The organism is Salmonella sp. WC3, assembly GCF_042932255.1.
GTDB lineage: Bacteria > Pseudomonadota > Gammaproteobacteria > Enterobacterales > Enterobacteriaceae > Salmonella > Salmonella enterica.
In genome coordinates this window covers 3284557-3305891 of the sequence record NZ_CP170629.1, presented here as the reverse complement: position 1 = coordinate 3305891, position 21335 = coordinate 3284557, and the positions used below count along the sequence as shown (strand labels likewise).

At 54.7% G+C, this 21335-nt stretch carries 21 protein-coding genes; 13 read left to right on the top strand and 8 right to left on the bottom strand.

Features of this window, described 5'->3' with window-relative positions:
* The first annotated feature begins 73 nt into the window (after window positions 1-73).
* The 6 genes from menD (at window position 74) to pmrD (ending at window position 6052) form a co-directional block, all read left to right on the top strand.
* Window positions 74-1744: a 2-succinyl-5-enolpyruvyl-6-hydroxy-3-cyclohexene-1-carboxylic-acid synthase gene (gene menD / locus ACFK9X_RS16250; RefSeq protein WP_151117040.1), complete on the top strand. Its 1671-nt coding sequence runs from the start codon at window positions 74-76 to the stop codon at window positions 1742-1744.
* A complete protein-coding gene (menH, locus tag ACFK9X_RS16245; protein WP_151117038.1) occupies window positions 1741-2499 on the top strand; it encodes a 2-succinyl-6-hydroxy-2,4-cyclohexadiene-1-carboxylate synthase in 759 nt (252 codons plus the stop codon). The genes menD and menH overlap by 4 nt, the downstream gene beginning before the upstream one ends.
* Before the next feature lie 14 nt (window positions 2500-2513).
* On the top strand, window positions 2514-3371 hold the full coding sequence (gene menB, locus ACFK9X_RS16240) for a 1,4-dihydroxy-2-naphthoyl-CoA synthase (protein WP_000640013.1): 858 nt from the start codon (window positions 2514-2516) through the stop codon (window positions 3369-3371).
* Window positions 3371-4333 (top strand): o-succinylbenzoate synthase, encoded by a 963-nt coding sequence (gene menC / locus ACFK9X_RS16235; RefSeq protein WP_151117036.1) that lies wholly within the window; start codon window positions 3371-3373, stop codon window positions 4331-4333. The genes menB and menC overlap by 1 nt, the downstream gene beginning before the upstream one ends.
* The gene (gene menE, locus ACFK9X_RS16230; RefSeq protein ID WP_151117034.1) at window positions 4330-5697 is read left to right on the top strand and encodes an o-succinylbenzoate--CoA ligase; all 1368 of its coding nucleotides are present in this window, start codon (window positions 4330-4332) and stop codon (window positions 5695-5697) included. The genes menC and menE overlap by 4 nt, the downstream gene beginning before the upstream one ends.
* A 97-nt stretch (window positions 5698-5794) precedes the next feature.
* The gene (pmrD, locus tag ACFK9X_RS16225; RefSeq protein WP_000455132.1) at window positions 5795-6052 is read left to right on the top strand and encodes a signal transduction protein PmrD; all 258 of its coding nucleotides are present in this window, start codon (window positions 5795-5797) and stop codon (window positions 6050-6052) included.
* Here pmrD and arnF read toward each other — a convergent pair.
* Genes arnF through arnB form a run of 7 tightly spaced genes read right to left on the bottom strand, consistent with a single transcriptional unit; the run spans window position 6047 to window position 13399 of the window.
* Window positions 6047-6424, bottom strand: coding sequence for a 4-amino-4-deoxy-L-arabinose-phosphoundecaprenol flippase subunit ArnF (gene arnF / locus ACFK9X_RS16220; protein WP_151117032.1), 378 nt, complete (start codon window positions 6422-6424; stop codon window positions 6047-6049). The genes pmrD and arnF overlap by 6 nt on opposite strands.
* Window positions 6424-6759: a 4-amino-4-deoxy-L-arabinose-phosphoundecaprenol flippase subunit ArnE gene (gene arnE, locus ACFK9X_RS16215; RefSeq protein WP_000580688.1), complete on the bottom strand. Its 336-nt coding sequence runs from the start codon at window positions 6757-6759 to the stop codon at window positions 6424-6426. The genes arnF and arnE overlap by 1 nt, the downstream gene beginning before the upstream one ends.
* Window positions 6756-8402 (bottom strand): lipid IV(A) 4-amino-4-deoxy-L-arabinosyltransferase, encoded by a 1647-nt coding sequence (gene arnT, locus ACFK9X_RS16210; protein WP_151117030.1) that lies wholly within the window; start codon window positions 8400-8402, stop codon window positions 6756-6758. Before arnT ends, arnE begins: the two co-directional genes overlap by 4 nt.
* Entirely contained in the window at window positions 8399-9298 is a 900-nt protein-coding gene (arnD, locus tag ACFK9X_RS16205; RefSeq protein WP_000169758.1) for a 4-deoxy-4-formamido-L-arabinose-phosphoundecaprenol deformylase, read from the bottom strand. Before arnD ends, arnT begins: the two co-directional genes overlap by 4 nt.
* Window positions 9295-11277 (bottom strand): bifunctional UDP-4-amino-4-deoxy-L-arabinose formyltransferase/UDP-glucuronic acid oxidase ArnA, encoded by a 1983-nt coding sequence (gene arnA / locus ACFK9X_RS16200; RefSeq protein WP_001749045.1) that lies wholly within the window; start codon window positions 11275-11277, stop codon window positions 9295-9297. The genes arnD and arnA overlap by 4 nt, the downstream gene beginning before the upstream one ends.
* Window positions 11274-12257 (bottom strand): undecaprenyl-phosphate 4-deoxy-4-formamido-L-arabinose transferase, encoded by a 984-nt coding sequence (arnC, locus tag ACFK9X_RS16195; RefSeq protein ID WP_000458894.1) that lies wholly within the window; start codon window positions 12255-12257, stop codon window positions 11274-11276. The genes arnA and arnC overlap by 4 nt, the downstream gene beginning before the upstream one ends.
* A gap of 2 nt (window positions 12258-12259) precedes the next feature.
* On the bottom strand, window positions 12260-13399 hold the full coding sequence (gene arnB, locus ACFK9X_RS16190; protein WP_151117957.1) for a UDP-4-amino-4-deoxy-L-arabinose aminotransferase: 1140 nt from the start codon (window positions 13397-13399) through the stop codon (window positions 12260-12262).
* A 298-nt stretch (window positions 13400-13697) separates the two neighbouring features.
* Here arnB and pmrG point away from each other — a divergent pair, with 298 nt between their 5' ends.
* The gene (gene pmrG, locus ACFK9X_RS16185) at window positions 13698-14303 is read left to right on the top strand and encodes a lipopolysaccharide core heptose(II)-phosphate phosphatase PmrG (protein WP_023218090.1); all 606 of its coding nucleotides are present in this window, start codon (window positions 13698-13700) and stop codon (window positions 14301-14303) included.
* A gap of 44 nt (window positions 14304-14347) precedes the next feature.
* On the opposite strand, the gene nudI is transcribed toward pmrG, so the two are convergent.
* Complete coding sequence (gene nudI / locus ACFK9X_RS16180; protein WP_001249900.1) at window positions 14348-14773, bottom strand: nucleoside triphosphatase NudI; 426 nt, start codon at window positions 14771-14773, stop codon at window positions 14348-14350.
* Window positions 14774-15051: 278 nt separating this feature from the next.
* On the opposite strand from nudI, the gene ACFK9X_RS16175 reads away from it, so the two are divergent.
* The 6 genes from ACFK9X_RS16175 to yfaU all read left to right on the top strand — a co-directional run bounded on the left by ACFK9X_RS16175 (window position 15052) and on the right by yfaU (window position 21330).
* Window positions 15052-15594, top strand: a complete 543-nt coding sequence (locus ACFK9X_RS16175) for a YfaZ family protein (protein WP_001670658.1) — start codon at window positions 15052-15054, stop codon at window positions 15592-15594.
* Window positions 15595-15708: 114 nt separating this feature from the next.
* Window positions 15709-16905, top strand: coding sequence for a nicotinamide mononucleotide deamidase-related protein YfaY (locus tag ACFK9X_RS16170; RefSeq protein ID WP_151117028.1), 1197 nt, complete (start codon window positions 15709-15711; stop codon window positions 16903-16905).
* Between the two features lie 249 nt (window positions 16906-17154).
* Complete coding sequence (locus ACFK9X_RS16165; protein WP_151117026.1) at window positions 17155-17937, top strand: IclR family transcriptional regulator; 783 nt, start codon at window positions 17155-17157, stop codon at window positions 17935-17937.
* 13 nt (window positions 17938-17950) lie between these two features.
* Entirely contained in the window at window positions 17951-19156 is a 1206-nt protein-coding gene (gene rhmD, locus ACFK9X_RS16160; RefSeq protein WP_001530644.1) for an L-rhamnonate dehydratase, read from the top strand.
* Window positions 19157-19211: 55 nt separating this feature from the next.
* On the top strand, window positions 19212-20501 hold the full coding sequence (locus tag ACFK9X_RS16155; protein ID WP_151117024.1) for an MFS transporter: 1290 nt from the start codon (window positions 19212-19214) through the stop codon (window positions 20499-20501).
* Between the two features lie 25 nt (window positions 20502-20526).
* Window positions 20527-21330, top strand: a complete 804-nt coding sequence (yfaU, locus tag ACFK9X_RS16150; RefSeq protein WP_080153152.1) for a 2-keto-3-deoxy-L-rhamnonate aldolase — start codon at window positions 20527-20529, stop codon at window positions 21328-21330.
* The last annotated feature ends 5 nt before the right edge of the window (window positions 21331-21335 follow it).

Below are 21335 nucleotides of genomic sequence, written 5' to 3'. Positions count from 1 at the left end.
TCCCGACCCATATCAATAATCCATTTTTGCAGCTCTTTATACTTAGTCCCAATGATTGATACCGGACAAACTCATGTCAGTAAGTGCATTTAACCGGCGCTGGGCGGCGGTCATCCTGGAAGCCTTAACCCGTCATGGCGTCAGGCATGTTTGTATCGCCCCTGGTTCCCGTTCCACGCCGCTCACGTTGGCGGCGGCAGAGAATCCTGCTTTTATTCACCATACGCACTTTGATGAGCGTGGGCTTGGTCATCTGGCGTTAGGGCTGGCGAAAGTCAGCCAACAGCCGGTTGTCGTTATTGTCACTTCAGGTACCGCCGTGGCGAACCTCTATCCGGCGCTGATTGAGGCGGGTCTGACGGGCGAGAAGCTCATTTTACTTACCGCCGATCGCCCGCCGGAGCTGATTGACTGCGGCGCCAACCAGGCGATCCGTCAGGCGGGGATGTTTGCCTCGCACCCCTCCCAAACTCTGTCGTTGCCGCGTCCCACGCAGGATATTCCGGCGCGCTGGCTGGTGTCGACCATCGACAATGCGCTCGCCATGCTTCATGCGGGCGCGCTGCACATTAACTGTCCTTTTGCCGAACCGCTGTATGGCGATATGAATGACACCGGTCTGGTCTGGCAGCAGCGTCTCGGCGACTGGTGGCAGGATGAAAAGCCCTGGCTGCGCGAAGCGCGTCGACTGGAAAGCGACAAACAGCGCGACTGGTTCTTCTGGCGACAAAAACGCGGCGTCGTTGTCGCCGGGCGTATGAGCGCGGAAGAAGGCAAAAAAGTGGCGCAGTGGGCGCAAACTCTGGGATGGCCATTAATTGGCGACGTATTGTCGCAAACCGGGCAGCCGCTGCCGTGCGCCGACCTGTGGCTCGGCAACGCCAAAGCGGTGACCGAACTGCAGCAGGCGCAGATTGTCGTCCAGCTTGGCAGTAGCCTTACCGGAAAACGCTTACTGCAATGGCAGGCAACCTGCGAGCCGGAAGAGTACTGGGTAATCGACAATATTGAAGGTCGTCTGGACCCGGCGCACCATCGTGGACGCAGACTGGTAGCGAAAATCGCCGACTGGCTGGAGATGCATCCGGCGGAAAAACGTAAACCGTGGTGTGTAGAGATCCCGCGTCTGGCAGAACTGGCGTGGCAACGGGTGGTCGCGCAGCGAGACACCTTTGGCGAAGCGCAGCTGGCGCACCGTATCCGCGACTATCTGCCGGAGCAGGGGCAATTGTTCGTGGGCAATAGTCTGGTGGTGCGTCTGATCGACGCGCTGTCACAGTTGCCGGCTGGCTATCCGGTATACAGCAATCGCGGGGCGAGCGGCATTGACGGCCTGCTTTCCACGGCGGCGGGCGTGCAGCGCGCCAGCGCCAAATCGACGTTGGCTATCGTCGGCGATTTATCCGCGCTGTACGATCTTAACGCGCTGGCGTTACTACGTCAGGTATCCGCGCCGTTTGTGTTGATTGTGGTCAACAATAACGGCGGGCAGATCTTTTCCCTGCTGCCGACGCCGCAAAGCAAACGTGAGCGCTTTTATTTGATGCCGCAAAACGTCCATTTTGACCATGCGGCCGCCATGTTTAACCTGCGCTATCATCGCCCGGAAAACTGGGAAGAACTGGAGTCTGCGCTGGCTGGCGCGTGGCGAACCCCGGCGACAACGGTGATTGAGCTGGTGGTAAACGATACGGACGGCGCGCAGACGTTGCAGCAACTTTTGGCTCAGGTAAGCCATCTATGATGTTGCACGCGCAGCACATGCCTGGACAGCCTGGGACGCCCTCGCTGGTTTTCCTGCACGGTTTTTCTGGCGATTGCCACGAATGGCAGCCGGTTGGCGAACAGTTTCACGGCTGTTCGCGGCTCTATATTGACTTACCGGGACATGGCGGATCTGCGGCTATTCCGGTCGACGGATTTGCCGATGTCATCAGATTACTGCGCGCTACGTTAATTAGTTACAACATACTAAAGTTTTGGTTGGTAGGATACTCTCTTGGCGGCCGGGTGGCGATGATGGCAGCCTGCCAGGGAATACCCGGCCTGTGCGGCCTGGTGGTTGAAGGCGGTCATCCGGGGCTGCAAAATGAACAGGCGCGCGCTGAAAGACGACTGTCCGACGGGCGCTGGGCAGAGCGTTTTCGTCGTGAACCCCTGACTGAGGTTTTTCACGACTGGTATCAGCAGCCGGTGTTCGCCTCGCTGACGGCGCAGCAAAGACAGGCGCTAACGGCGCTGCGTAGCCAGAATAACGGCGAAACGCTGACTGCGATGCTGGAGGCGACATCGCTTGCCGTCCAGCCGGATTTACGCGAGGCGCTCAACGCGCTGGCATTTCCGTTTTATTATTTATGTGGCGAACGCGACAGCAAATTCCGCGCCCTGGCGCAGGAAGTGGCGGCGACATGCCATGTCATTCGTAACGCCGGACACAACGCACATCGGGAAAACCCCGCTGGCGTGGTAGACAGTCTGGCTCAGATTCTGCGTCTCTGACTAAAGGACACACTATGATCTATCCTGATGAAACAATGCTTTACGCACCGGTAGAATGGCACGACTGCTCGGAGGGTTACACCGACATTCGTTATGAAAAATCCACCGACGGTATTGCAAAAATCACTATTAATCGTCCGCAGGTGCGCAATGCATTTCGTCCGTTGACCGTCAAAGAGATGATTCAGGCGCTGGCGGATGCCCGTTACGACGACAACGTGGGCGTGATTATTCTGACCGGCGAAGGCGATAAAGCGTTTTGCGCGGGCGGCGACCAGAAGGTGCGCGGCGATTACGGCGGTTATCAGGATGACTCCGGCGTGCATCACCTGAACGTGCTGGATTTCCAGCGCCAGATTCGCACCTGTCCAAAACCGGTTGTCGCGATGGTCGCGGGATATTCCATCGGCGGTGGCCATGTGCTGCACATGATGTGTGACCTGACCATCGCGGCGGAAAACGCCATCTTCGGCCAGACTGGTCCGAAAGTTGGCTCCTTTGACGGCGGCTGGGGCGCTTCGTATATGGCGCGTATCGTTGGTCAGAAGAAAGCGCGTGAAATCTGGTTCCTGTGCCGCCAGTACGATGCGCAACAGGCGCTGGACATGGGGCTGGTTAACACCGTTGTGCCGCTGGCGGATCTGGAAAAAGAGACCGTGCGCTGGTGCCGCGAAATGTTGCAAAACAGTCCGATGGCGCTGCGTTGCCTGAAAGCGGCGCTGAATGCCGATTGTGACGGTCAGGCCGGGCTGCAGGAGCTGGCGGGCAACGCTACCATGCTGTTCTACATGACGGAAGAAGGGCAGGAAGGCCGTAACGCCTTTAACCAGAAGCGTCAGCCTGACTTCAGCAAATTCAAACGGAACCCATAATGCGTAGCGCGCAGGTATACCGCTGGCAGATCCCCATGGACGCGGGGGTGGTTCTGCGCGACAGGCGGTTAAAAACTCGCGACGGGCTGTATGTTTGTCTGCGTGACGGCGAGCGTGAAGGGTGGGGAGAGATCTCCCCGCTGCCGGGGTTCAGTCAGGAAACGTGGGAAGAGGCGCAGACGGCGCTTCTGACGTGGGTGAACGACTGGCTTCAGGGGAGCGAGGGATTACCCGAGATGCCTTCGGTCGCGTTTGGCGCAAGCTGCGCGCTGGCGGAACTGACTGGCGTCTTGCCGGAGGCGGCGGACTATCGCGCTGCGCCGTTATGCACTGGCGATCCTGACGATTTGGTGCTGCGGCTTGCCGATATGCCCAGCGAGAAAATCGCTAAGGTCAAAGTAGGTCTCTATGAAGCGGTACGCGACGGCATGGTGGTTAATTTGCTGCTGGAGGCGATCCCGGATCTGCATCTGCGTCTGGATGCGAATCGCGCCTGGACGCCGCTAAAAGCCCAACAGTTCGCAAAGTATGTTAATCCAGACTACCGCGCTCGTATCGCCTTTCTCGAAGAACCGTGTAAGACGTGGGATGATTCCCGCGCCTTTGCCCGTGAAACCGGCATCGCGATTGCCTGGGACGAAAGTCTGCGCGAAGCGGATTTCACCTTTGAAGCCGAAGAGGGCGTCAAGGCTGTGGTTATCAAACCTACTCTGACCGGATCGCTTGATAAAGTGCGTGAGCAAGTCGCTGCCGCCCATGCGTTGGGACTGACGGTGGTTATCAGCTCTTCGATCGAGTCCAGCCTCGGCCTGACGCAACTGGCGCGGATTGCCGCCTGGTTGACGCCGGGAACGCTGCCCGGACTGGATACCTTGCATCTGATGCAGGCGCAACAGATTCGCCCCTGGCCCGGTAGCGCGTTGCCTTGTCTGAAGCGTGAGGAGCTGGAACGACTGTTATGACATTCACGGACTGGCCGTGGCGCCACTGGCGTCAGGTTCGCAGCCAGGCGCCCGCTCTGTGCCTGAACGATGAAGTGCTAAGCTGGCGCGCCCTCTGTGAGCGTATTGATGCGCTGGCGGGCGGGTTTGCCGCGCAGGGCGTACGCGAGGGCGACGGTGTCCTGCTGCGCGCCGGGAATCAGCCGCGCACTCTGTTGGCATGGCTTGCGCTGATGCAGTGCGGCGCGCGGGTTCTGCCCGTCAATCCGCAGTTGCCCCAGACGTTGCTGGAGGCGCTGGTGCCGAAGTTAACGCTGCGTTTTGCGCTGACACTGGAAGGCGAAAACGCGTTTTCCGGATTAACCGCGTTGCAGATACAAAAGAGCACAGCGGCGTATGCTGTGGACTGGCAACCGCAGCGTCTGGTTTCCATGACGCTGACATCGGGTTCCACAGGATTGCCAAAAGCGGCTGTACATACGTGCCAGGCGCATCTTGCCAGCGCGCAGGGGGTGCTTTCGCTAATGCCGTTTGGCCCTCAGGATGACTGGCTGCTATCGCTGCCGCTGTTTCATGTATCCGGGCAGGGTATTATGTGGCGTTGGCTCTTCGCCGGGGCGCGCATGACGGTACGCGATAAGCAACCGCTGGAGCAGATGCTGGCAGGGTGTACTCATGCTTCGCTGGTGCCGACGCAGCTATGGCGGTTGCTGGCGAATCGGGCGGCGGTGACGCTGAAAGCCGTTTTGCTCGGCGGCGCGGTGATTCCGGTTGAACTCACCGACCAGGCCAGCAAACAAGGGATTCGCTGCTGGTGCGGGTATGGGCTCACGGAGTTCGCGTCTACGGTATGCGCCAAAGAGGCCGATGGTTCGGATGATATTGGCGCGCCGCTTCCCGGCAGAGAGATCAGAATCGTCGATAATGAAGTCTGGCTGCGCGCCGCCAGTATGGCGGAAGGTTACTGGCGTGATGGCAAACTGATCCCGCTGGTTAATGACGAAGGCTGGTTTGCCACGCGCGATCGCGGCGAGCTGAACCACGGCAGGCTAACCATCGCCGGGCGGCTGGACAACCTGTTCTTTAGCGGCGGCGAAGGCATTCAGCCGGAGGAAGTCGAACGCGTTATTAACGCGCATCCGCTGGTGCAACAAGCCTTTGTCGTGCCGGTAGAAGATAAAGAGTTTGGCCATCGTCCCGTTGCGGTTGTGGAGTATGCATCGCAGGCCGGAGACGTGAACCTCGCTGAATGGGTTCGCGATAAGCTGGCGCGTTTTCAACAGCCGGTTCGCTGGTTGACGCTGCCGTCAGAACTGAAAAACGGAGGGATTAAAATATCTCGCCGTGCGCTCCAGCAGTGGGTGTGTAAGATCTGTAAAAATTAATGTTAGGTTAATATACAACCATTCCATCGCTATTGCCGTTTTGTTTATCCGTTGATGTGTAACGTGTTATGAACAATCAGCGTGAAACGGGGGCGCTATGGAATGGTTGGTTAAGAAATCGCATTATGTCAAAAAGAGGGCGTGCCATGTTCTGGTGCTGTGCGATAGCGGCGGTTCGCTAAAAATGATCGCCGAGGCGAATTCCATGATATTACTGAGTCCCGGCGATATCCTGTCGCCTTTACAGGATGCGCAGTATTGTATTAATCGGGAAAAACACCAGACCTTAAAAATCGTTGATGCACGCTGTTATTCCTGCGACGAATGGCAGCGGTTGACGCGCAAGCCATCATGATCTGGCGGGCAGAAAAATCAGCATTACCCCCGCCATAATACATAATACGCCGAGCATCGCTTTTAGGCTGAAAGCGCCTTGCAAACCGGGTAACAGCATTGAGGCTACCCAGACAAGCACATAGCTGAGACTCAGCAGCGCATAGGCTTTGCTGAGCGCGAGCGTGTGTAATGTTTTATGCCAGCAGAAGACGGAAACCAGATACCCCGCCAAACCGGCGAATAGCGCCAGGGTCGCGGTATTAAGAGCGCCCAGCCCGGAAATAAACGCCAGCGGATGCGCTATCGATGGCAGCCGCATCATGGCGAATCCCAGACTCAACTGGGCGAGGGAGGCAATCGCAACGCTTATCAGTCCCCACATTACGCCCATTATGCCGCACTCCCCAGAATGATAATGCCGCTGATAATCAATGCGACGCCCAACCAGTGGCGGGGCGGAACCTGTTCATGCCAGATTTTCCAGGCCGCCAGCGTGACCCAGACAAAATTCAGACTCAACATCGGGTAAGCAATTCCCACCGGCAGGGTTTGTAGCACCAGCAGCCACAGCACCATCGCTGCGCCCATGCATATCAGCGCCAGGCCCAGCCACAGCATCAGGTGGCGGCGGCGTCCGCCCGTCGTCAATGGCCGTGTCGCTTGCTTCTGGCAGAGCTGACCGCCAACGCTGAGCAGACTGGCAAGCACCAGAACGACGCCGATCATTTAGGCCGATACTGAATTAACACCAGACGCCCCTGATAATCAATATTGTCCGCAGGGGGAAGGGAAAGAGCGCTGATGTTTTCATCTTTGGCTATTGAAAGTACTAGCGTAATAATGCCCTCCTGACGATGCTGGTTGAGCCAGGCGTTAAAATCGTCGGCTTTAACGAATTTATCCTGCACATCAGGATAGCTAAGGCCATACCTGAGTTCGCCCGCGTGTCCGTAGAGCATAATATCGTCTCGTTTCAGACTCCAGGCCAGCCCGGCGGCGACGCCCACGTTGTCGGCAAGAATATAGCGGCTTGATGCCAAAGGCGCCTGGGTCATTTCGACAAAAAACTGGGGCTGTTTGGACTCCGTCACCCTGTCGGGGATGGAAAAGCCGAACAGCAGCGCCAGTCCCAGCGGACAAAACGCGGGTAATAGGTATTTTTGGCTATGACAGAGGCTATACCAGCCCACAAACGCCCAAACAGTAAAGACGCCCCAGACGCAAAAAACTTTATAAGTTTCGATATGCGTCCACACCGGCGATTTCAGCGGGCCCCATGAGGAGACGACAAACGCTGCGACGATCCCGACTAACCCGAACACCAGGTTGATCCTGCCGTTGACACGCAGCGCGGCGACGCCTTCTTTTACGTTATGCAGGACGAAGCGCGCCATGAGTATCGCTATCGGTGCGAAACAGGAAAGAACATAGGTGGGCAGTTTCCCTTTCGCAATGCTGAAAAAGAGAAGCGGCATGATCGTCCATCCGAGCAAATAGAATGCGCCGTTTCGCTCGCGCCAGCCCAGTTTAAGCGCGCCAGGCAGTAACCCCAGCCACGGTAAACTTCCCGCGAGCAGTACCGGCAGATAGTACCAGAAAGGGGCTTTATGCTGGGCATCGCTCATGGCGAATCGCTGGATATGTTCCACCCAGAAAAAGTAATGCCAGAAATCGGCTTCGCGTCGCGCAATGGCGATCGCCCAGGGAAGGACAACCACAAAGCAGCTCAAGACCGCCAGCCAGCCGTAAAGCAAAAAGTCCTTCCAGCGTTTCTGAACAATGACCCACGGCAACACGCTCACCACCGGTACGGCCAGGGCGAGGAAGCCTTTAGTTAATACACCCAGACCGCAGGTTGCGCCCAGTAGCAAAAACATCCCAATCTTGCCCATTCGGGTCGTGGCCTGCATCCCCTGCCAGAAACAACACATCCCGGCCGTAAGCCAAAGGGCGATCATCGGGTCGAGTACCGCATACGTCCCGATACTGTAAACGGCAAAGAGGGAGAGAAAGATAACGGAGGCGAGCAACGCGGTACGTTTATCCCACCATAAGCGGAACGTCAGCCACGCCACCAGCGCTGCGGCCAGTAATGTCGTCAAAATAGCGCCAGCCCGCACGCCAAAATTGGTAGCGCCAAAAAGCCACTGACCCAGACTGTTTATCCAGTAACCGGCTATCGGTTTTTCAACATAACGTAATCCCAGAAAATGCGGCACGATCCAGTCGCCAGACGCCAGCATCTCCCGACTTATTTCGGCATAGCGCGTTTCATCCGGCTGCCAGAGCAGGCGGCTATTGACAGGAATAACATAGTAGAGCGCGATAAATGCGGCGAAAGCCAGATAATAGCGTATCGATTTCATCATGAGGCGCTCGCTGCCTGTTGACACCCCAGCCAACCTTCACGGCCAGGGATGTGTCCACGTACAATTTGCCCCAACGGCAGAGACTCAGGCGATGCCGGCAGCAGTTCGCCCAGAGGGCAAAAGGTGATCCCCGCATCGCGTGCACGAACGAGCAAATCTTCAAACAGCGGCTGATGGACAATACCTTCGACTTCCGCATGGATGGTATATACCGGCGTGCCTTTGTCCTGCAACATACGGGAAATAATCCAGGTATTGAACGACTGCGCCTGAACGGCGGGGCCGATAACCTCATCCCACGTGGGTAAGGTGACCGGGATTTGCGGCGTCCCTGTCTGGCCCGGCATCAGTAGCGGACGGAATAAGGTGGTTCCACGGCAGTCGCTGTTATACCTCAGGTTGAACGGTTCTTTCGCACGAACAACGCGCCCATCCGCTCGCCAGCCGGCCGCGGCTGAGCAGGTGACGGGTTTTCCGATAATGGCCTCAAGCGCCGTTATGCCGCGCGCAATATCTTCTTCAAGCTGGCGGATACTCCAGTGGCCGCTGTGAGTCTGCCACGCATGGTGATCCCAGGCATGTAGTCCCGTCTCATGGTATGTTGCCGTTTCACGAATAATCCCGGCATTAGCGTTGCCGATATTTTTTCCCGGCCAGGCGGTGCCGGCCAGCAGGATATCCCAACCGTAGAGCGAGGCGGCGTTTGAACGTAGCATTTTCCATAAAAATCGCGGTTTTATCAGACGCCAAAGATGGCGTCCCATATTGTCTGGCCCGACGCTGAAGAAAAAGCTGGCCTGAACGCCGTGGCGATGCAATGTCGCCAGCAGCCGGGGAACACCTTCACGCGTTCCTCGCAAGGTATCAACATCAATGCGTAAACCGACTTTCGTCATGATGCGCGTTCCGCGACATCTACGCTGCGCAGAAAGAAGTCCAGCGTTTCTTCAACCGTATCACGCATCGCAATAGACGGCTCCCAGCCCAGACAGCGCCTGGCATTGTCGATACTGGGTTTCCGGTGTGCGACATCCTGATAACCCTTGCCGTAATAACTACGGCTTTCGACGACCTGGAAACCGGCAAATGGTGGGAAATGGCAGCGCAGCGGATGCTTATCAAAACTGTCGAGCAACAGCGTCGCCAGTTCCTGAATACTGGCTTCGTTGTCAGGATTGCCGATATTAATGATTTTGCCATCGCACCGATCGCCATCATTCACAATAATGCGGAATAATGCTTCGATCCCATCGCGAATATCGGTAAAACAGCGCTTCTGCTGACCACCGTCGATAAGCTTGATCGGCGTTCCTTCTACCAGGTTCAGAATCAACTGCGTTATCGCGCGTGAACTGCCGATACGCGCCGCGTTCAGGCTATCCAGCCGCGGCCCCATCCAGTTAAAGGGACGGAAAAGCGTGAAGCGCAATCCCTCTTTTTCGCCATAAGCCCAAATCACCCGGTCGAGAAGCTGTTTGGAAACGGAGTAAATCCAGCGCGGCTTATTCACCGGCCCGACGATCAGATTCGATTTGTCTTCGTCAAAAGAGGCGTCCGTACACATGCCGTACACTTCAGAGGTAGACGGGAAAACCACGCGTTTACGGTATTTCACGCAATAACGGATAATCCGCAGGTTTTCTTCAAAATCAAGTTCAAAGACGCGCAGCGGGTTGCGGGTGTATTCAATCGGGGTTGCAATTGCTACCAGCGGCAGTACGACATCGCATTTTTTGACATGATATTCGATCCATTCTGAGTGGATGCTGATATCTCCCTCCACGAAATGAAAGCGTGGGTGGAGCAGGAATCGGCTAATGGCGTTGCTGCCGATATCCATACCGTAGACCTCGTAATTCTCTTCATTCAGTAACCGTTCGGTCAAATGATTGCCGATAAAACCGTTGACGCCGAGGATGAGAACGCGAATGCGACGTTTACCGCTGGTCGCTGGTGGACGGTTCAAACGCGCGCCCGCCACCAGACCAAGCGTCTGTGCAAGCTGCGAGCCCTGTACAGTAATGCCGTCTCCGGCCTGGCCGGTAATAATCTCCAGCGCGCCATCGGCGCAGGCGACCCGCAGCGGAGAGACCGAAATTACCGAGCCGGGAAGCGCGCCCTGCGCATCCGGACAAATTCGGGAAGACCAGATAGTGAATTTTTGCGAGCCGTTATAGCTGAACGCGCCGGGCCAGGGGGCGGCTACCGCCCGCACCAGGTTATGCACCGTGGAAACCGGTTTGTGCCAGTCGATAAGGCCATCTTCCGGCCTGCGGCGACCATAATATGTAGCGTCAGACTCACGCTGGGGAACAGAAGGTATATCGCCGCATTTCATGGTGGGCAGGATGCTATTAAGCAACTGGCGCGCGGCCTGACATAGCTTATGATGCAGGGTAAGCGCAACATCGTCCTGCGCAATAGCAACGCGTTGACTGGCGACAATCTCTCCGGCGTCGGCACGTTTGACCATACGATGCAGCGTTACGCCCGTTTCGCTTTCGCCGTTAACCAGAACCCAGTTTAGCGGCGCACGGCCACGATAGGCAGGCAATAGAGAACCGTGCAGATTGAACGCGCCAGCCGGGGCGAGGTGCAGAATTTCTTCGCTTAACAGGTTGCGGTAATAGAACGAAAAAATAATATCCGGCGCAAGCTCAGCGATGCGGTCGACCCAGATAGGATGATTTACGTTATCCGGCGCATAAACCGGAATCCCTAATCCTGCCGCCAGCCGGGAGACGGAGCCAAAAAAGGTGTTTTCCGCAGGATTGTCGGCATGAGTAAAAATCGCGGCAATCTCATACCCGGCATCCAGTACGGCCTGCACGCCCTGACATCCCATATCGTGATAGGCAAAAATAACGGCTTTCATTGGTGACTTTCCTCAGTAAACGACGTGCTTTCCGGGTAGATAACTTGTTGAACAAAATAGCGGGGGCGGGCGCGGACATCGTTATAAATGCGACCAATGTATTCGCCCAGCAGCCCCATACCGATGAATTGCGCGCCGATGAAGGTAAACAGGACGGCAAAGAGCATAAATACGCCTTCCGCCGCCCACTGCGGCCCCAGCGCCAGGCGAAGTACAATAAGCAATACCGACAGGCTAAACCCGCCGATGGCGATAACGCTGCCCAGCAGGCTCAACAGGCGCAGCGGCGTCGTCGTCAGGCAGGTCACCAGGTCATACATCAGGTTAATGAGACGCATAAAACTGTATTTAGAGTCGCCAAATTCACGTTCAGCGTGATGCACCGGGATCTCGGTAGCCCGACGAGCGAAAATGTTGGCCAGAATAGGGATAAAGGTGCTGCGTTCATGGCAGCGCAACATAGTATCGATAATAGGGCGGCGATAGGCGCGTAACATGCAGCCGTAATCGCCCATCGCTTTGCCCGTTGTGCGCTGGATCAGTAGATTAATGATTTTTGACGCCGATTTGCGAAACAGGCTGTCCTGTCGGTTCTGGCGCACGGTGCCTACCACATCGAACCCTTCATCGGCTTTCGCCACCAGGCGCGGGATCTCTTCCGGCGGGTTTTGCAGATCGGCATCCAGCGTAATGATAAGATCGCCGCTTACATGGCTAAACCCCGCCATAATCGCTGCATGTTGACCGTAGTTACGGTTGAGTAAAATAGAGATGATATGGCTATCGGCCTCCTGGGACGCCTTAACCATCAGCTCCGCCGAGCTATCGCTGCTACCATCATCTATCAATAAAATCTCCCACGCTTTGCCCAGACTCTCGCAGGCGGTGGTGGTGCGTCTTATCAATTCCGGCAGGCTTTCCTGTTCGTTATAGACAGGAATAACCACCGAGACTTTTTTTATGGGGGCGGCGTCAAACATGCTTATTGTCCTGCTATCTGATGAAGGGCGGTAATGACCCGATCAAAGTCACTCTCGGTCATGTCCGGAAAGAGCGGCAATGAGCAGATCCGCTCGCTGTTCCACTCGGTGTCAGGCAGCGTGAGCGTTGGGAAACGTTCGCGATAATATTTTTGCGTATGCGCGGCGCGGAAATGCAGCCCTGGGCCGATGCCTTTCGTTTTCAGCGATGCCATCAGAGCATCCCGGGTAATACCGCAGCGGGCTTCATCGACCCGGATAATGAATAAATGCCAGGCGTGAATATGTTCCCACGACGGAAGGCTCAGAGGCTGAAAAGGCAGGTCTGCCATTGCCTGGTGGTACTGCGCTGCGATGGCGGCGCGGCGAGCGTTAAGCGCATCCAGTTTCTGTAACTGAGCAAGCGCGATAGCGGCGTTGAGGTCGGGCAAATTATATTTGTAGCCCGGCGCCAGGACTTCCGCTTGTGGCGCGCGTCCTCCGCTCTGTCGATCCCAGGCATCAACGCCAAGCCCGTGAAACTTGAGACTGCGCAGTTTATCGGCGAATTGCGGGTTATCCGTGACGACGATACCGCCTTCAGCGCAGGTAATGTTCTTAATGGCGTGGAAGGAGAAAATCGCGGTGCCCCGGGCGCCAATGTGGCGACCTTTGTAGCTGGTTCCTGTCGCGTGCGCCGCGTCTTCAATCACCGGGATGCCATAACGCTCGCCAAGAGCGTAAATAGCGTCCAGATCGGCGGGCGCGCCAGCGTAGTGGACGGGGATAATTGCTTTGGTTTGTGGCGTAATCGCGGCTTCGATATGTTCAGGCGTGACCATCAGCGTATCGCGATCGACATCGACCATGACGGGGGTCGCGCCGAGTAAAACGATCATATTTAGCGTAGAAACCCACGTCATTGACGGTGTAATGACCTCGTCGCCTTCACCAATGCCCAGCGCCATCAACGCGATGTGCATACCGGCAGTGGCTGAACTGACGGCAACGGCATATTGATTGCCTGTTAGCCGACAAAATGCCGCTTCCAGTTCCTGATTTTTCGGGCCGGTTGTTATCCAACCTGAGTCCAGTACGGTCTTAACGGCAGCGAGCTCTTCCGCGCCCATCGCCGGACGGGAGAAAGGCAAAAAGTCCGACATCATTTTTCCTTCAGCCATTGAAAGCCGCTTTTCAAATATTTCGGCAATAGAAAAGGGCTTATTTTTTAACGCATTTAGCTGAACCCTACTGGATGAAGATTAAATTAACATTAAGAAATTAAGGTGAAGTAAAAAGATAATTTTTAACGGAATTATGCTTTGCTTTCGCCGAAAGTTTAAGGCATTTTATGCATGCCCAAAAGCTGTTTTTATGTTTCTGGCCTGGTCTTCCGTCGCGGAATTTCATTTTAATTGTATTGCTATTAAGTTAGCTGCACTGTCTGCCTGAGAGGTTAATGTGCTGGCATTTACCCTACGCTTTATTAAAAACAAACGCTATTTCGCGATTCTGGCGGGGGCGTTGGTTATTATCGCTGGGTTGGCCTCACAACATGCCTGGAGCGGTAACGGTCTACCGCAGATTAACGGTAAAGCGCTGGCGGCGCTGGCGAAGCAGCATCCGGTAGTCGTGTTATTCCGCCATGCCGAGCGGTGCGATCGTTCCGATAATACCTGCCTGTCAGACAGCACGGGGATTACGGTCAAGGGTGCGCAAGATGCCAGAGCGCTGGGTAAAGCCTTCAGTGCCGATATACAAAATTACAATCTCTATTCCAGTAATACGGTGCGCACCATCCAGTCGGCAACCTGGTTTTCTGCGGGCAGGTCGCTTACGGTGGATAAAAAAATGATGGATTGCGGCAGCGGTATTTATGCTTCAATCAATACGTTACTGAAAAAGTCGCAGAATAAAAATATAGTCATTTTTACCCATAATCATTGTTTGACGTATATTGCAAAAAATAAGCGCGGCGTAAAGTTTGATCCGGACTATCTTAATGCGCTCGTTATGCATGCGGAAAACGGAAAACTCTTTTTAGATGGTGAATTTGTTCCCGGCTAGCCGCATGTTAAAAGCGTAAAGACAGCCTGAAGCGGCTGTCGTCATTATAATAACCCTTTCAATGCTAATGTGTGGCGTGTCGCTACATTCAAATCATACAGCGCCAGTTCTTCTGGCTTGACCCAGGCGTAGTCCTGAAATTCGTCGTTAATACATATATCGCGGTTAGCGGAAACACAGTCGAAGATGAGATAAATCATATAAATCTCTTCTTGTCTGCCATCAGCGTAGGTTTTAATGCGGATATCGTCGCGGAAGGTCCACGGCGTAATATCGCTCAGAATCAGTTGTTCGCCGAGTTCCTCCCGAATCTCCCGACGCAGCGCCTCTTCAATGCGTTCGCCTGGCTCGACCCCGCCGCCCGACAGCGCCCACTGACCGGGAAAGACGCCGCGGTTGTCGGCCATTTTGCACAGCAGATAACAGCCATCATTTTGAATTAATGGGCAAACTATAGTTCGTTGACGCATAAGTCGCTTCCTTAAACCACCAGGCCATCAGCTTAACAAATCATTCTGCGAAATTCTTTGTGAAAAATGGAAGCGATAACGCAGACTGCGTTTTTTGTTAATTTTGTTGATGCAGGCGTCGCCATGTGATGGCGCAATGATGCGTCATGGCGAAAGTAGTATTTCGTTACAATATGTTTTTGGAATGGTTTCTTAGTGCATTGATTCCTCAGCGTCTGGCAGTACAATTCTGCCGTTTTGGGGAGTTTTTCTTTATGTGCTTGCTGGAAAGGGTAAAAATGAAAAAAAGCATATTATTAGGTTTTGCCGGAATGCTGTTCGTTTCTGCATCGGCGCAGGCCATCAGTATTAGCGGCCAGGCGGGCGAAGATTACACCAACATTGGCGTGGGTTTTGGTACGGAATCGACGGGACTGGCGCTAAGCGGCAACTGGATGCACAACGATGATGATGGCGATGCTGCGGGCGTGGGTCTGGGGCTGAACATTCCGGTGGGGCCGCTGCTGGCGACGGTCGGCGGTAAAGGTATTTATACCAATCCGAAAGACAGCGATGAAGGCTATGCGGCGGCTGTCGGCGGTGGGCTACAATGGAAAATCGGCAACAGCTTCCGTCTGTTCGGCGAGTATTATTATTCACCAGATTCGCTGTCCAGCGGTATCGACAGTTATGAAGAAGCGAATGCAGGCGCGCGTTTCACCATTATGCGCCCGCTGAGCATTGAAGCCGGTTATCGTTACCTGAACCTGGCGGGTAAAGACGGCAACCGCGATAATGCGATTGCTGACGGCCCTTATGTTGGCGTAAACGCCAGCTTTTGATGCTAACGGCGCGGCAATCGTCGCGCCATATTCCTCCTTTTCCCGTCATTCTTCTTTCCACGTCCTATTCCTCTTTGCGTTATAGTGTTTTCATCATAAGAGCAGGAGAACACAATGCTAAATGTGGAAATGCTATCCACCGGGGATGAGGTGTTGCACGGACAAATCGTTGACACCAATGCCGCCTGGCTGGCTGATTTTTTCTTTCATCAGGGCGTTCCGTTATCACGGCGAAATACGGTAGGCGATAATCTGGACAGTCTGGTCGCTATCTTGCGTGAACGCAGTCAACATGCTGATGTTTTGATTGTTAATGGCGGGTTAGGGCCGACCAGCGATGATTTAAGCGCGCTCGCCGCGGCAACGGCAAAAGGCGAAGGATTAGTACTGCACCAGGCGTGGCTGACCGAAATGGAACGCTACTTTCAGCAGCGTGGCCGCGTGATGGCGCCGAGCAACCGTAAACAGGCGGAACTGCCTGCCAGCGCGGAGTTTATTAATAATCCGGTCGGCACTGCCTGTGGATTTGCGCTACAGCTCAACCGCTGCCTGATGTTTTTCACCCCCGGCGTACCGTCTGAATTTAAGGTTATGGTGGAGAAGGAAATCTTACCGCGGTTACGCGCGCGTTTTTCGCTGCCGGAGCCGCCGCTTTGCCTGCGGTTAACGACTTTTGGACGTTCAGAAAGTGACCTCGCGCAGCGTCTCGATTCACTGCCGTTGCCGTCCGGCGTGACGATGGGGTATCGCTCATCAATGCCGATCATTGAACTGAAATTGACCGGCCCGGCTACGCAACGGGAGGCGATGCTGGCGTTATGGCCAGAGGTCAAACGGGTTGCCGGGCAGAACCTGATTTTTGAAGGTACGGAAAACCTGCCGGCGCAAATAGCCCGCCGCCTGCAGGAAAGGCAGTTGAGTCTGACGTTGAGCGAGCAATACACCAGCGGCTTACTGGCGCTACAGCTTTCCCGCGCCGGGGCGCCTGTTCTTGCCAGCGAAGTCGTTCCTTCTCAGGAAGAGACGCTGGCGCAAACGGCGCACTGGACGACAGAACGGCGCAGCAATCATTATGCCGGTCTGGCGCTGGCCGTGTCGGGGCTGGAAAACGAACATCTTAATTTCGCGCTGGCGACGCCGGATGGCACGTATGCCTTACGCGTGCGTTTTAGCGCCAATCGGTATAGCTTGGCAATACGTCAGGAGGTCTGCGCGATGATGGCGCTAAATATGCTGCGCCGCTGGCTTAATGGCGAGGACATTACCAGCGAGCATGGCTGGATAGACGTGGTTGAATCATTGACATCATAATCCCTTTCTCTTATCTGCGATGGGAACGACATCGTGAGCCGGATAAGGCCGCTATGCCATTATCCGGCAATATCATCTGCTTTTTTGTCCAGCCAATTGTACTGAATACAAAGTAATACGTGCGTTAATTCACATTTATATGGTTAACCCTTCCACTCCGTTGGAAGGCGGATAAGCTTTGACACGCTTCACAATTTTTTCCCTACTGACCTTTCACACTGATTCCAGTGTCTCAGACTGGAGTCCAATATGTTGGAATCAAGTAAAGTCCCGGCTCTTACTCGCGCAATCGACATCCTCAATTTGATCGCGCGTATTGGCCCATGCAGCGCGGCAATCATTATTGAAACGCTGCGTATTCCAAAAAGCACCGCGTACCTGCTGTTGAATGAATTAAAACGTCAGCGATTTATTAGCCTCGATCATCAGGATAACTACTGCCTGTGGACTAAGCTCGTTGAATTGTCGGGTCATGCGCTCAGCAAGATGGATCTGCGGGAGCTGGCGCGTCCTCGTCTAACACAACTGATGGATGAAACCGGGCTGCTGTGTCACTTGGGGATCATCGACCACGAAAATGCGTATTACATACTGAAAGTGGAATCCTCATCCACTATCAGCGTGCGCTCGCATGAGGGGAAAAGCCTCTCTCTTTATCGTTCCGGCATCGGCAAATGCCTGCTGGCATGGCAGCCGGCCGCCGTACGCAAAGCCATTATTGAACAACTGGTATGGGAGCGAGCCACGCTGACCACCATCATCGAGCCGCAACAATTGAATGATGAGCTGGAACGCATTCGCCAGCGAGGATGGAGCTTTGATAACGGGGAGGATTATCCGGATGTCCGCTGCGTTGCCGCACCGGTATTTAATGCCAGAAACGAACTGACCGCGGCAATTTCAGTGGTCGGCACGCGCCTGCAAATCAACGAAGAGAATCTAGATTATTTGGCCGGTAAAGCTATTGCCTGTGCCAAAGATATTTCACGCCTGTTGGGATGGAAAAGTCCCTTCGACTCACTCGCATCTTAAAATGGAGAATATTATGACTCTTCCTAAAATTAAACACGTTCGAGCCTGGTTTATTGGGGGCGCTACCGCAGAGAAAGGGGCTGGCGGCGGGGATTATCACGACCAGGGAGGAAATCACTGGATTGATGACCATATCGCCACTCCCATGAGCAAATATCGCGACTATGAGCAGTCTCGTCAGTCTTTTGGGATCAACGTGTTAGGGACGCTGATTGTCGAAGTAGAGGCGGAAAATGGGCAGACGGGGTTCGCCGTTTCGACAGCAGGGGAGATGGGCTGTTTTATCGTAGAAAAACATCTTAACCGGTTTATTGAAGGCAAATGCGTAAGCGATATCAAACTTATTCACGATCAGATGCTCGGCGCGACCATGTACTACTCCGGTTCCGGCGGTCTGGTGATGAACACGATTTCCTGTGTGGATCTGGCGTTGTGGGATTTGTTTGGCAAGGTGGTTGGGCTGCCGGTTTATAAATTGCTGGGCGGAGCGGTGCGCGATGAAATTCAGTTTTACGCCACCGGCGCACGCCCGGATCTGGCTAAAGAAATGGGCTTTATCGGCGGTAAAATGCCGACTCACTGGGGACCGCACGATGGTGATGCGGGGATCCGTAAAGATGCCGCGATGGTGGCGGATATGCGTGAAAAGTGCGGGCCGGATTTCTGGCTGATGCTCGACTGCTGGATGAGTCAGGATGTGAACTATGCGACTAAACTGGCTCACGCCTGTGCGCCATTTAATCTCAAATGGATTGAAGAGTGTCTGCCGCCGCAGCAGTATGAAGGCTATCGCGAATTAAAACGCAACGCGCCTGCAGGGATGATGGTTACCAGCGGCGAACACCATGGTACGCTGCAATCCTTCCGCACTCTGGCAGAAACCGGCATTGATATTATGCAGCCGGATGTTGGCTGGTGCGGCGGATTAACCACGCTGGTTGAGATCGCCGCGCTTGCCAAATCGCGCGGGCAACTGGTGGTGCCGCACGGTTCGTCTGTCTATTCGCACCATGCAGTTATTACTTTCACTAATACCCCTTTCAGCGAGTTCCTGATGACCAGCCCGGACTGCTCCACCCTGCGTCCGCAATTTGACCCGATTCTCCTGGATGAGCCGGTGCCGGTGAATGGACGCATCCATAAATCAGTGCTGGATAAGCCGGGCTTCGGCGTCGAGCTTAACCGTGACTGTCACTTGAAACGCCCTTATAGCCACTAATAACTCGTGCGTTGCCTTTGTACGGCAACGCCCTCATCCTGTTGAGGATATTGCTATGAGCATCACTTTACTTGACGGCGTAGTGAAGAAAAACCGCGCACGTTTAATTCCTTTTATGTTGGCGCTGTATGTACTGGCGTTTCTGGATCGTTCAAATATTGGTTTTGCCAAAGAGACCTATCAGATAGATACCGGGCTAAGTAATGAAGCCTACGCGCTAGGGGCCGGTATTTTCTTTGTGGTTTACGCTTTCCTTGGCGTACCGGCTAACCTGCTGATGCGCAAATTTGGCGCAAGAACCTGGATCGGCACGACTACCCTGCTGTGGGGCTTTCTCTCTGCTGCGATGGCCTGGGCGGATAGTGAAGCAAAATTTCTGATAATCCGCACGCTATTGGGCGCGGCGGAGGCTGGATTTTTCCCCGGCATGATCTATCTAACTTCACAATGGTTCCCGCAGCGTAACCGTGCCAGCATTATGGGGCTATTTTATATGGGCGCGCCGCTGGCGTTAACGTTGGGTTCGCCGCTCTCCGGCGCTCTGCTGGAGATGCATGGTTTTATGGGGCACCCGGGATGGTTCTGGATGTTCGTTATCGAAGGCCTACTGGCGATTGGCGCAGGGATATTCACCTTTTTCTGGCTTGATGACACTCCGCAGCAGGCGCGTTTTCTTAGCCTGGAAGAAAAGAACGCGCTTATCAGGCAACTGGCGAGCGAAGAAGAGAAAAAGGTCACGTCAAGGCTTGCGGATGCGCTGCGTAATGGACGCGTCTGGCAACTGGCTATTATTTATCTGACGATTCAGGTGGCGGTATACGGACTCATCTTTTTCCTGCCGACCCAGGTTGCCGCGCTATTGGGCACTAAAGTGGGCTTTACCGCTTCGGTGGTAACAGCGGTTCCCTGGGTGGCGGCTTTGCTTGGCACATGGCTTATTCCTCGCTACTCCGACCGTACCGGCGATCGCCGTAACGTTGCGGCAGTGACGTTACTGGCTGCGGGTATTGGCATTGGCCTGTCAGGTCTGGTTTCTCCGGTGCTCGCTATTCTGGCGCTCTGTGTTGCAGCAGTAGGATTTATTGCCGTTCAGCCCGTATTCTGGACCATGCCGACGCAGCTACTTTCCGGTACGGCTCTGGCGGCAGGAATTGGTTTCGTTAATCTGTTTGGCGCTGTGGGCGGTTTTATTGCCCCAATTCTGCGCGTAAAAGCGGAAACGTTGTTTGCCAGCGATGCGGCGGGCCTGCTGACGCTGGCCGGAGTCGCCATCATTGGCTCATTAATTATCTTCACGCTGAGCGTTAATCGTCCGGTGGCGCAATCCGGCGCTACGCATCATTAATCTTATCTACGTTGTAAGGATCGCTATGAACGCATTGTTATCAAATCCTTTTAAAGAAGGATTACGTAAAGGGGATACGCAAATTGGTTTGTGGCTCAGTTCAACCACCTCTTATATGGCGGAGATTGCGGCGACGTCGGGTTATGACTGGTTGTTAATAGATGGCGAGCACGCGCCTAATACGGTGCAGGACTTGTATCATCAGTTACAGGCCATCGCCCCATACGCCAGCCAGCCGGTGATTCGCCCGATCGAGGGAAGTAAAGCGCTCATTAAACAGGTACTGGACATCGGGGCGCAAACGCTACTGATCCCGATGGTTGACACCGCAGAACAGGCGCGCCAGGTCGTTTCCGCTACCCGATACCCGCCGTTGGGGCAACGAGGCGTTGGCGCGAGCGTGGCGCGTGCGGCGCGCTGGGGGAGAATCGACAACTATATGGCACAGGCCAATGAGTCGCTCTGCCTGTTGGTGCAGGTTGAAAGCAAAGTGGCGCTGGAAAACCTTGACGCGATTCTGGAGGTTGAAGGCATTGATGGCGTCTTTATCGGTCCGGCAGATCTCTCTGCTTCATTGGGTTACCCCGATAATGCCGGACACCCGGAAGTGCAGCGAATCATTGAATCGTGTATTTATCGTATTCGCGCCGCCGGAAAAGCGGCGGGTTTTTTGGCGGTCGATCCGGCAATTGCGCAGAAATGTCTGGCGTGGGGCGCGAATTTTGTCGCGGTCGGGGTAGATACGATGCTCTACACCGAGGCGCTGGACAGCAGGTTGGCGATGTTTAAATCTGTTCAGTCAGTAAGCACGGCAAAACGTAGTTATTGAGAAAA